We start from the raw sequence: 11,769 nt of genomic DNA on the forward strand, positions 1-11,769 counted from the left end.
CTTTAGCGCCAACCGCCTTCATCGATGAATGCTGCCCAGTAATATGGGTGATCGGATTGCCCCGCGGCGCGGCGTGCCGTCAATACCGATTGCATCGCGTTTGCCATCGCCGTCGGCACATCGTGATGCTCGACAAAACGCGCGCGATAAAGTGCCTGCATCAAATCGGCAGTAGACGCGTCGTCGACTTGCCACAGGCTCATTACCACCGTGCGTGCGCCTGCCAGTCGCAACGCGCGGCGCATGCCGAACACACCTTCATTGCGACTGATCGGACCCAGGCCGGAATCGCACGCCGACAAGGCGATCCAGTCGACATGCGAAAGATCCAGCGTGCCGAGTTCGCCAGCGCTGAGCACGCCGATGGGGCTTTGCTGTTCGCTGATCTTCGCGCCAGTGAAAGCCAGACCTGAGAGCGCCGAACTATTTGCCGTGATCGCGGCATCCTCGACCGAATGCGCCAAGGTAACGCCACGCGCAGGAGCATCATCGCTGCAACTTTCATCCAGACTGAAACCGTGCGTGGCGAGATGGATCACGTTCGCGCTGGGCAGTGCCGCGAGAACATTTTCCTTGGTGGCCGCAGCACCTTCGATCAAGGTGATGCGTGACGCAGAACCGGATGCGGACAACAAGGATTTCAGATTGTCGAGCTCACGTGCAGCATTCGGAATCGCCGCAAAACCCTGCTGCGAAGCGCGCACACAAAGCTGGCGATTGCTGGGTTCGCCGTTTGCGGCAAGGGTGAGAAAATCCGGCGCCCCCGCGAGCAAGGTTGTGGCCGAGGTGTTTGCGCTGACCGGCAACAACAGATCGCTCTCATGCACCAGAGTATGCAGACGTACGCCGCTTTCAATCAGATAACCACTCGTGTTTCCGGGCAACGCGGCAAAACTGACACGAAACAATTCGCCTTCGGGAACGACAAACAAACTGCGCTTCTGGTCTGCTGAAACAAACGGATCAACCAGCTGTTCCCGCAAAGTCAAACCGCTTCGGCGCAGCTGCGCGAGATCCGAATGCGGATTGCGCAGCTCGCCGTACCAAGCACGCACCTGCGCCGATATTGCATCGATCACACCGATGCGACGCAGTTGCGGTGGTGCATTGGAAGCAAGCGAAAACGCATACCAATCTTCGGGAGCCGACTTGTTACCCGCGACCAGAATACGCGCGGGCGCATCAGCGACGCCTTCGGTGAATGCGATCAACAAACCATCCGCCGGCAACGCACGCGCGAGATCGGCAATGGCAGGTGTGACGTTCACATCTGGCACAACATGGCGACCGGCCTTGTCCCATAAATCGTGCTCGGCGGTTTCGACTTGCTGGCGTAACAAGGCAAGCTGCTCGCTACTGACATTGGTTTGCAACCATGCCTGCGCCAGCGCGGTATTGGCGTTTTGCCAGGCACTCCATTTTTTCCCCAATGCAGGATCGTGCAGCGATCGTGCGGCGGCCAATCGCAGCGCCTGCGAACGCGCCAGCAAGCCGCGCTCGACCATGACCAGATGCCATGCCGTGGCGATACTTTCGCCATCACCGCGTTTGGCTGCCAGCGATACCGTGAGGGCAGTCGACGGTACCAGCAAATCGCGATAGGCCACGCTCTGGCGTTCGGAAAAATCGGTGACGAAACTCGCCTGCAATGCTTGCTGACCCTCGGCGGTCAATCGCGCGTAGTGAAACGCATCGTCGATTTTCCCCTGCCCCCAAAAAGCCAGTGCCAGGCCAAAACTCAATGGCGCTGTCGTTGGATGATTCACCGGCAACGCGCGTCCGCGCACCAGCAAGCCGCGCCGAAAATACGCTTCGGCCTCGGCATAACGTTTCAGCGCGAGCGCCGCATCGCCAAGTCCTTCCAGCGCATAAACCAGACCGGGGCTGTCCTTGCCATCGGCTTGTTCACGCAACAAAAGCGCGCGCTGAAAATCGACGATGGCATCTTCGTAATGCCCAAGTCGAAATTCGGTGTTGCCCATGTTCGCCAGCACAACTGCCGGTGCATGCGTATTTTTTTCGCCATCAAAGGCGGCCAACGCCTGACGATAATGTTCCAGCGCGGCGGTCTCCTCGCCCATTTCCTGCAGCAGGTTGCCGTAGTTCACCGCGAGCACGCCGCGCTGATGCAACGACACATCCGGCAACGATGCCAGCAATGCTTCGGCATGCGCGTAATGATCGTGTGCGGCCGCGTAGTCGCCGATTTCCTGGAAGCTCGCGCCGACCATGCCCTCGGCCTTGGCGACGTCGACACTATGGTCACCGTAATGATGCTGCGCGGCCAGCAACACCGCTTCGCGAATCACCACGGCCTCACCATATCTGCCCAGATCCGCCAGCACACCCGCGCGTTGAATGTCGCAGGAAATACGCAGCTGACTATCCGCACCAAAACTCTTGATCGCCAGATTCGAGGACAATTCGTACTGCGCCAATGCGTCGCTTTTGCTGCCCGTATGCGAGTACACAAGGCCTATCAGGGCGTAAATTTGTGCTTCGTGCCAGTGCGCGCGCGGGCTTGCCAGGTTCTGCCAATACTTCAGCGACAAACGTGCCGATGTACGCACGAAATCCAGCTGACCATTCACCTCGGCCGCCGCCTGCGCTTGTGCATAATGCAATTCGGCCTGTTCATCTGCGGACTGATGCAGGGCCACCGTCGCCGCGGCTTGCGCAAGGTCCGATGCAGCTTGCGCATCCTTGCGTTCGAGCGACTCAAGAATCTTCAGGCGCACCAACAGACCGCGTCCGCGCGTATTGTTTTGCGCGAATTTTTGTACGGCCTCATGCAATATCTGACCTTCAGCGGCACTGAGCTTTACATACTCGTAAAGCACATCCAGGCGTGCCTGCAGTACAGCGCCACGCTGGCTGTTACTGTCGTTGATCTGATCCAGGAGCGCGGCACTCCGGCTTTGCGCCGCGGCAGGATCGCCTTCACCCACAGCGCGGTAGACATCATCCAGTCGTGCGTTCAGCGACGCGGCGAACGCCTGCGTCGATGGCAAACCTGCAAGCAGCAATGCTGCCAATAACCAACCTGCCCAGCCCCTGCTCACCGTTGCCTCCAATGCATCACGTATTGTTGCCGACGCCGGTTTCCGCAGCCGGGATCGGTCGGTATGAAAGTCATTCTGCCAGAACTTCGTCACGCGCAAACAAGCACAGCCAAAACGTCTCGCCGCACGAGCGCGGCAAGATCACATAACGCCGATACTCAATCAGGATGGTGACGGCGCGTGCGGGAATACAAAGCGCCAACGCCGCAGATGCGCTGCGGTCTGCGGCTCGATCCGGCCCAGTAACGCATGCAACGATGCACTGCTGATTTCGACGTCGTTCGGCGCTGGTGCGAGTTGTGTCGCGCCTCGTACCGCAACGTTCGGCAGCGCGCCGGCATGTTGCCATTCTGCAATCGCGCGTTCGAGTTCGGGTTGTGGAGCGTCAGCCGCGAGCACGACAAATTCCTCGCGTGCGGCGCTGCTGTTGACCTGCCACGACAATGGGGTCAGGCCCGATTTCCCGGGCAACTGATGCGCGCTATTGGCCGCCAGCGGATTGCCCGGATCGAGGCCTGGCAACGGAAATAATACCGCCGCCTGGCCGCTGCCATCGTCATTGAAAACGTAGACATAAGCAGGCTGATTGCTCTCGAATTTGAGCATCAGTCGATCCCCGAATGCCAATGCCACACCGTCCGCAAGCGCCGTCGCGCCGAGCGTATCGACACGCTGAAAACCAGCCGTTGCGTTCCACGCCACGACCGGCACCGCACGCCAGCGCACGAGACCGAATACAACTGCTGCAATGAGTGCCGTTGCAACCGCAACAAAGCTCCAGTGGCGAATGCGATTGGTCGGCAATGCTGAGGGCGCGAGTGCTGCCGCAAATGCGAGCGCGCTGGCGGGGCGGCGCAGTGGATCGTGATCCAGCGCCCGTTCGATGGCACGCGCGAAATCGCGCGGCAGTCCGGCGGTTTGGATCGGCTTGCGCCATGCATCATGTGTGTCGCTTGCCAGCGATGTTTCTGTGTCATTCAATGTGGGTGGATATTCGCCCGTTGCGAGTCGAAACAGCAAAACACCGAGCGCATACACATCGCTGGCCGGTGTCGGTGTGGCGCCGCGCAGCACTTCCGGCGCGAGATAATTCGGCGTGCCGAGAACGGTCGCATCATGTGCATCAATGAACTCGCGCGTGGCGCCGAAATCCATCAGCACGATGCGTCCGCCGTGATCGCGCATGACGTTTTCCGGCTTGATATCACCATGCACCAGGCCATGCCGGTGGACCACGGCCAGCGCGTGACACAGATCGATTCCGATCGCGCGCGCTTCATCAACCGGCAGCGGCCCTTGCTCGGCGAGCACGCTGGCGAGCGACTTGCCGGTGACCAGTTCGGTCCATATGCCGGCGCGACCGTCGTGGATTGCCGCGCCATACACGCTGACGATATTCGCATGCCGCACTCGGGCAAGGCGGCGCGCTTCGTCGAGAAATTGATGCGCCAGTTCGCCCGATTCGATCTTGCGCAATTTCAACGCGACGCACTGATCGAGCAGCGCATCGTAAGCACGCCAGACTTCACCCTGCATGCCTTCGCCGATCTGCTCCAGCGCTTCGAGTTGACCGAAGCGAAATTTGCCCGGGCGTTGATTGTGAACGCGCTCATTGCCGGCGACGCTGACACGACGAAAACCCTGCGCCAGTTGTTCGAGTTCACGCAATCCGGAAAACGTCTGCGCGTTATCACGTTGCGCGCTTGGATCGAGTTCGCGCCAATTCACCGGCTCGTCGTCGGCGATCAGTGTCGCCAATCGTTCCAGTTCAAGTTCCTGTGGGGTCATCGTTCAAGCCTTTTGCCAGTTGCACGATGGCGCGGGAAACCATCACCCGCACCGCATCCGTCGTACCGCCGGTTTCGACGGCGATTTCCGGATAACTCAGGCCGAGTTCGAGCCGCATCACGATCAAACCTTGCTGGCGTTTCGGCAGTTCGGCAAGCGCGTTTTCGTAAGCGCGCAAGCGTTCGTGGCCGAGCATTTGTTCGAGCAAGGTCGGTGACTCCGCGTCCGCCATTTCCGCATCGAGTTCACCGAACTCGGGGCGACGCTGGCGACGACGCAGTTCATCACGCACCTGGTTCAAAAGAATCTGGCGCAGATATGCCAGAAACGCGCCCGGATGTTGCGATTCGAAATCGTCCAGATGGTTTAACGCTCGAACGAGGGTAACCTGAACAATATCGTCGGTATCCGAAAGATCGCGCGCGCTGGCAGGCAGGCGTCCGTGCGCCCAGCGCCGCAACAATGGCAGGTAACGGCGGAACAAATCCTCGCGCGCGCCCGCGTCGCCACTACGAATACGCCGCAGCAGCACGACCGTGGCTTCCGGCACCTGCGCGGGCATCGATGGCGACTCGTTATTCATGCAACGCCCCCCTGCTTCTTCGATGCAAATATCAGCATAACTGCAAGTGTATTAACTTTGGTGAATTCAGGCATGCCGCGCAGACATCCCATGCAAACGCAGATATTCTCGACACTGCCGGCAATCGGTCGGCGAGATCGGGAGGGATCACATGAATCTGGCAAAACGTGCATCGGCAGAATTTCTCGGAACGGCATGGCTGGTACTCGGCGGTTGCGGCAGCGCGGTGTTGGCCGCGGCGTTTCCAGCACTCGGCATCGGCTTTGCGGGCGTCGCGCTCGCGTTCGGCTTGACCGTGGTGACGATGGCGTATGCGATCGGACATATTTCCGGCTGCCACCTGAATCCGGCGGTGACGATCGGATTGTGGGCGGGTGGCCGCATTCCGACCGGCGATATTCTGCCGTATGTCGTGGCGCAAGTTGCCGGGGCAATTTTCGGCGCGGGGTTGTTGTATCTGATCGCTTCGGGCAAGGCCGGGTTCGATGTGCATGCAGGGTTTGCGTCCAACGGTTACGGCGCGCATTCGCCGGGTGGTTATGAACTCACCGCAGCGCTGACTTGCGAGATCGTGCTGACGGCATTTTTCCTGCTGGTCATTCTCGGCAGCACCGACAAGCGCGCACCGGCCGGTTTTGCCGGCCTCGCGATCGGCCTTTCGCTGACCCTGATCCATTTGATCAGCATTCCCGTGACCAATACTTCGGTGAATCCGGCGCGCAGCACCGGCCCGGCATTGTTCGCTGGCGGCTGGGCGCTGGATCAACTGTGGCTGTTCTGGGTCGCGCCGATCATCGGCGCCTTGATCGCTGGCGCGGTCTATCGCTGGCTCGGCAACGACGACTAGACGTCGGATAAACCTTCGGCTTCGGCTTGATAGCGTGGAGCGCCATCGCGTTGCGGTGGCGCTTTTTTATTGCGCGAATCCGCAAAGACGCGCAACTGGCACGCGCTGCATCGATCGAACTTCGCGCGCATCGATAACTAACGCACGCTCGCTCGTATCGCCGATAATGCCGGCCTTGCATCGATTCAACGATGCAACTTCGCCGTCAACAAATCGCGTCGAAAACGTTCCGCCATACCGGCGCGAAAAATATCAAGGCAACATCCAATGAATAAACCGCCGGCGGACTCGCTTCAATCCTCGCACACCGTAAAACCATTATTGCCGACCAGCAGGCGCGCGATGCTTGGGCTGATTTTCGCGATTGTCGTCGCGCTGGTCGCATGGTTTGCCGGTGCGGAATATCGCTCCCTGACTGAACCCGACGAAGGTCGTTACGCCGAAGTCGCACGCGAGATGATGGCGACTGGCGACTGGATCGTACCGCGCACCAACGGCTTCAAGTTTTACGATAAACCGGTGCTGCATTATTGGGCCACGGCGGTCGCGTTCGAGGCTTTTGGCGTACACAACTGGACTGCGCGTTTGTGGACGTTGCTGGCCGGACTGATCAGTGTCGTCTCGATTGGCTACGCGGGGATGCGCGTGTTCGGGCGTCGCGAAGGCATCATCGCCGCGCTGGTACTCGGCAGCAGTTTCCTGTGCGTGGTCGGCAGCCATGTCAATTCGCTGGACATGGGCTTGACCGCTTTTTTGAGTCTGTTGCTCGGCGCATTCCTGATCGCACAACATCACGCCGCGGATGTCGCCATCTGTCGGCGCTGGATGTGGCTGACGTGGTTGGCGATGGCGCTGGCGGTGATGACCAAGGGTGTGATCGCGATTGTCTTGCCCGCCGCCATTCTCTTTTTCTACATGCTGTGGCAGCGCGACTGGGGATTGTTGCGCCGGCTGCATTTGTTTTCGGGCCTGATGATTGTGCTGGTCATTTGTCTGCCGTGGTTTATTGCGATCGGTCGCGCCGACAGCAATTTCTACGGCTTCTTTTTCATCCACGAACACCTCGAACGTTTCTTGTCGAAGACCCACGATCGTTTCCAGCCGTGGTGGTTTTTTCTGCCCGTGATTGTGTTCGGTGCGATGCCGTGGTCGTTGTTTCTGCCGGCGGCGTTGCGGCGCGGAATGGATCACCAATCAGGCGTGTTTCAGCCAGCACGATTGCTGCTGTTGTGGTGCGCGATGTTCCTGCTGTTTTTCTCGATTTCGAGTTCCAAACTTGCGCTGTATATCCTGCCGCTGTTCCCTGCGCTGGCATTGCTGATCGGCATCGCCGCGGCGCGAATGAGCAGTCGTGCTTTGATATTTCGGTTGTTGCCGATTGCAATCATTACCACGCTTGCCGCCATCGTTCTCGGCTTTTTCCCCGGCCTGTTGCCGTTGCATGAACCACGTGCGGCGAACCTCGCATTTGTCCAGATCGCCGCGATCGCCGTCGCCTTGCTGAGCCTCGCGAGCTGGCTCGCTCTGTGGTTTTGCCGTCAGCAAAAAATCGTTGTGGGCATCGCCGCCGTGGCATTCGGTGGTTTGGTTTGCACGCAAGGACTCATGATCGGTTTCCAGCAGCTCGAACCGGCCAACTCAGCCGACTCGATGGCCGCACTTGCGGCTCCTTACATCAGGGCCGATACGCCGGTGTACTCGGTGAAATTCTATTTCCGCGGTCTGCCGTTTTATCTGCAGCGCCTCGTGACAGTCGCTTACGACACGCCGACCGATCTGGTCGCCGGAATGGCTTGGCAACCCGAGCTGACGATCGCCGAGCTCGACGGGTTTGTCGCGGCATGGCGCGCACATCCGGGCGCGTTGGCGTTTATACGTCCAGACGTCTATACCGAATTGCGCGAACATCATCTACCGATGACTTTGATCGCGGATCGCCAGCCGATAGTGATGATCGTGCAATCGCCGTTGGATGCACGCCGCAGCGATGCAATTGCCGACACGCCCGCGGGACAGAGCCCCTGAGCGCAGCGCGCAAGCCTGCTTCAAGTGTCAGCTCAAAATGGAATGACGCAAGGTCGGGCAATGATCGTCGTATGACAGAATTCGCAGCCGCGAATTGACGCTGCGACATCGACTAACGCCGCTTGACGGCATCGATGTCGCAGCGACTTAACCCTCAAACGTGCAGTTGATGAAGGTGCCTACTTGTGGTCGCGATCACGGTCGTGGTCGCGATCACGGTCGTGGTCACGATCATGGTCGTGGTCACGATCATGGTCGTAGTCACGGTCACGATCATCGTCGTGCCTGTCCCGATAATGCTTGACCACCCATTCGTGGCGCTCGTACGGACGGATGGTGTCGAGATCCAATTCCACGCCACCGCTTGTGATATAGGATTGAGATTCGCGAGGCAGGGTGGCGCCCGACTGCCAGCGGTTATCGGCTTGCCAATAATAGGTTTTGGTCTCCGGCGCAAAATAGATTTGGTGTTCGCCATAATAGACGTAGTGATGCTTGGTCACTACCACCTTGGGATCGTTATCGGCGATCGCCGGAACGGCTGCGGTAAAGCCAATCGCCAGCAAAAGCGCTATCGTGAGCTTACGGTGCATGATCATCAGGATATCCTCGGGTTTATGGTTGGCTGCTACTTTGCAGCACGCACTAAACGCTTCAACTAATGTGCCAGCATTCAAATGAATGAATATCAGTGAGTTGCAGAAAAAAATGCTCCTGCGTCGGGCCATTTGCAAGCCGATCGCGGCTGAACCATGCGATTAGACACCCCGCTATGCGGTGAAGCTTTCTTTCCGCTGCCTGACGTATCCGCATAAAAAACCCGGGCACCTGGCCCGGGTTTTTTATTCGTGGCGTTGTGCCCCAGAATTATGGATGCCCCTTTATCGCTACCGTGATATGCATCGGCGGCGCCTTGTTGTTGACTTCGGTGAAGATCACCTGGGCAAACGTCATGGCCGTGAACGTGGCGGTCGGTGCGGCGGTGATGGTCAACACCTGTTTCGCCGGCAGCTCGAAATTGTCGGTGAAGACCGTATCAGCGGTGCCGTTGAAAGAGAACGTATTCGGTACGACCGTGACGTTCAAACCGGTCGGCGTTTGCACCGTCACATTCCATGTGGTCTGCACCGGCAAGGTGTTGCGCAAGGTGCGCGTCCACGTATACGAAGCGACGACAGCGGCATTTCGCACCGAGGCCAGATTCAGTGTTTTCACATTGATCGTGCCGCCGCTCGGGTTCGCCGCGAGGAAATTCGCATAGGTTTCGTTCATCACAAAACCCGCCGCGGTAGCCTTGCTCAGATCGACACGACCACTGCCGACATCATCGACCGCCCACTGCGTCACGCCGTCTTCCTTGGTGCCGGTGACTGCCGTCATCTGGATCGCCGACTTGATTTCAGCTGGGGTCCAGTCCGGATGAACGGCCTTGAGCAACGCACCTGAACCGGCCAGATGCGGGCCGGACATCGACGTGCCGCTTTCAAGTTTGTAACTTGTGCCGCCATCGATCGGATTCCACGCCGCATAAATCACCACCCCCGGACCGGTATCATCGGGTTTGGTCAGATCGGCGTAATTACCTGTCATCGGACCACGGAAACTGAAGTCGGCAAGCACGTCGCCTTGAATCGTCCCGATCGCATTCGGATCGAAACTGGTTGTCGTCGGTGTGGCGCCGTTGGCAGTGATGAAGCTCACCAGATTCTGGCCGTCGACTTGCAACAGACTATACGTCTGGATCAGTTGTGCCGCCGCCCCTGCCGCCGCGGTATCCATGTTGATGATGCCGATCGCGTTGTTGTAGATGAAGATCGCCTGCGCGCCCGCCGCAGTGGCGTTGTCCATCTTCTCGGTGAAATTACAGGCACCGCGTGCGATCAACGCTACGGAACCGGCGAAGAAATTCGCCGGAAATCCACCGGTGGCTGTGCAACCCGTCGGATTCGCCGCGTTATAGCCGATCGGCAAATTGGTAAACGCGGTCGCCGCCGGTGTGGTGCTGCCGGGCGTGCCAAGCAGAATCTGGGTGTTGGCTGGCGGCGTACCCGGACCGGTAGCGCTGAGCGCCACGCCAAGCTGTTTGTCCTGCGACGACGCGGCAACCGTATTCACCCAAGGTCCCTTGTGGTTGACCTGTCCGATCGGGCTGGTGATGGTCGCCGTCGTGTTGCCTGCCGAGGCCGCGACGAAGATTCCCGCATTCACTGCATTCAGGAAAGCACGGTCGACGTCAGTGGCATTCCACGGCGTGGTGCCGCCGCCGATCGAAAAGTTGATCGCATTCACGCCATCGGCAATTGCATTGTTCACGCCGGCGATACTGTCTGATGTGCCGCAACCCGGCAGGGTTGGCGATACGGTATTGCACACCTTGTAGCTATTGATCTTGGCGCACGGCGCGACGCCGGAAATCTGCGTCCACGGTGCCGGAAGATTCGGTGATGGCGTCGCACTGTTGTCGACGGTATTGCCGCCAGCAATGCTGGCGGTATGCACACCATGCGCCGAGTTATAAGCATCTGCCTCGACATCGCTGCTGGTGCAAACACCGCCACTGGACGTGGCACAACCTGCCGCCTTGAGTTTGTGATTGCTCGGGCCGAAACCGCAGCTCGCATCGTCGGTGAACGAAGGATGGCCGGTGTTGGTGCCGCTATCGAGAATGCCGATCGTCACGCCGGCACCGCGATGGATCGCATCCCCAGGCGGCGCGTTCCAGATTGCCGGCGCACCGATGAAGGCAGGGCCACGGAACGTATCCAGTGGAAGAATCTCGTCTGCCGTGATTGCTTCCACGCCCGCGAGCGTGGCCACCTTGGCCGCTTCGCTCGCACTGAGTTCGACGGCAATGCCATTGAACACGAGATCGTAACTGTGCTTGGGATGAATCTCACGACCGATGCTGCCGGCGATATCGTGCAGATGACTAGCCTGCACATCTATCAAATGTTTGCGGTACGCAGTCACTTCCGGGCGCTTCACATCGAATTGCTCGCGTGATTCCGACACCGGTGCGGTGGCTTTCAGTGCGAGATTTCCGCCTTTGTAATCCAGCGCGCCCGGCTCGCTGAAACGGATGATGTACACCGATTTCGCGTCGGCAGCCGATGCAGCGCCGGCAACGCCGGGTAACGCCGCAAACACAGTTGTGGCGCTTGCGAAAACTGCGCACAAGATATGCGCCAGTGTCTGGTTTTTTGAAATTTTGAACATCGATCAGCTCTCCAGGATTTTGTATTCGGCATGGCAGAAAATTTCGCACGACTGCGCAGTATTGCAAGTCATCTATGGCCGGCCCCAGATCAGCGGGCACACGGCGGTGTCTCCAGAAAATGCATGGGGCACGCCGTATAGTCTCAGATTAACGCCAATTAATCCCGAGCTTTACACCTGCGAACAAACACGCTCAAGCCATGCGTGAGCCGCAGCGCGTGAGCTTCGGCTACCATTCCGCTTTCTTC

General features: G+C 59.0%; 8 protein-coding genes. 3 read left to right on the forward strand and 5 right to left on the reverse strand.

The features are described 5' to 3' along the window. Positions 1-2: 2 nt before the first annotated feature. From ELE36_RS14445 to ELE36_RS14455, 3 genes are all read right to left on the reverse strand, one after another. A complete protein-coding gene (locus ELE36_RS14445) occupies positions 3-3,062 on the reverse strand; it encodes a CHAT domain-containing protein (RefSeq protein ID WP_129834483.1) in 3,060 nt (1,019 codons plus the stop codon). Positions 3,063-3,224: 162 nt separating this feature from the next. Next, complete coding sequence (locus ELE36_RS14450) at positions 3,225-4,850, reverse strand: serine/threonine-protein kinase (protein ID WP_129834485.1); 1,626 nt, start codon at positions 4,848-4,850, stop codon at positions 3,225-3,227. Continuing rightward, entirely contained in the window at positions 4,831-5,433 is a 603-nt protein-coding gene (locus tag ELE36_RS14455; RefSeq protein WP_129834487.1) for an RNA polymerase sigma factor, read from the reverse strand. The genes ELE36_RS14450 and ELE36_RS14455 overlap by 20 nt, the downstream gene beginning before the upstream one ends. A gap of 151 nt (positions 5,434-5,584) precedes the next feature. Here ELE36_RS14455 and aqpZ point away from each other — a divergent pair, with 151 nt between their 5' ends. Both aqpZ and ELE36_RS14465 read left to right on the forward strand, forming a co-directional pair. Then, positions 5,585-6,280 (forward strand): aquaporin Z, encoded by a 696-nt coding sequence (aqpZ, locus tag ELE36_RS14460; RefSeq protein WP_129834489.1) that lies wholly within the window; start codon positions 5,585-5,587, stop codon positions 6,278-6,280. 267 nt (positions 6,281-6,547) lie between these two features. After that, the gene (locus ELE36_RS14465; protein ID WP_129834491.1) at positions 6,548-8,305 is read left to right on the forward strand and encodes a glycosyltransferase family 39 protein; all 1,758 of its coding nucleotides are present in this window, start codon (positions 6,548-6,550) and stop codon (positions 8,303-8,305) included. Positions 8,306-8,484: 179 nt separating this feature from the next. Here the strand turns inward: ELE36_RS14465 and ELE36_RS14470 are convergent, their stop codons facing one another. Continuing rightward, positions 8,485-8,904: a hypothetical protein gene (locus tag ELE36_RS14470; RefSeq protein WP_207215789.1), complete on the reverse strand. Its 420-nt coding sequence runs from the start codon at positions 8,902-8,904 to the stop codon at positions 8,485-8,487. A 268-nt stretch (positions 8,905-9,172) separates the two neighbouring features. After that, entirely contained in the window at positions 9,173-11,395 is a 2,223-nt protein-coding gene (locus tag ELE36_RS14475; RefSeq protein WP_165371625.1) for a S8 family serine peptidase, read from the reverse strand. Here ELE36_RS14475 and ELE36_RS20395 point away from each other — a divergent pair. Continuing rightward, positions 11,388-11,729 carry a hypothetical protein gene (locus tag ELE36_RS20395; RefSeq protein WP_165371626.1) on the forward strand — a complete coding sequence of 114 codons (342 nt, stop codon included), beginning with the start codon at positions 11,388-11,390 and terminating at the stop codon, positions 11,727-11,729. The two genes, ELE36_RS14475 and ELE36_RS20395, sit on opposite strands and share 8 nt — an antisense overlap. Positions 11,730-11,769 lie beyond the last annotated feature (40 nt).

It is taken from the genome of Pseudolysobacter antarcticus (genome assembly GCF_004168365.1).
Classification (GTDB): Bacteria; Pseudomonadota; Gammaproteobacteria; order Xanthomonadales; family Rhodanobacteraceae; genus Pseudolysobacter; species Pseudolysobacter antarcticus.

Coding starts and splice junctions, on each gene's coding strand:
- ELE36_RS14450 (WP_129834485.1), bottom strand. CDS start 4,850: ATGACCCCACAGGAACTTGAACTGGAACGATTGGCGACACTGATCGCC.
- ELE36_RS14455 (WP_129834487.1), bottom strand. CDS start 5,433: ATGAATAACGAGTCGCCATCGATGCCCGCGCAGGTGCCGGAAGCCACG.
- aqpZ (WP_129834489.1), top strand. CDS start 5,585: ATGAATCTGGCAAAACGTGCATCGGCAGAATTTCTCGGAACGGCATGG.
- ELE36_RS14465 (WP_129834491.1), top strand. CDS start 6,548: ATGAATAAACCGCCGGCGGACTCGCTTCAATCCTCGCACACCGTAAAA.
- ELE36_RS14470 (WP_207215789.1), bottom strand. CDS start 8,904: ATGATCATGCACCGTAAGCTCACGATAGCGCTTTTGCTGGCGATTGGC.
- ELE36_RS20395 (WP_165371626.1), top strand. CDS start 11,388: ATGTACACCGATTTCGCGTCGGCAGCCGATGCAGCGCCGGCAACGCCG.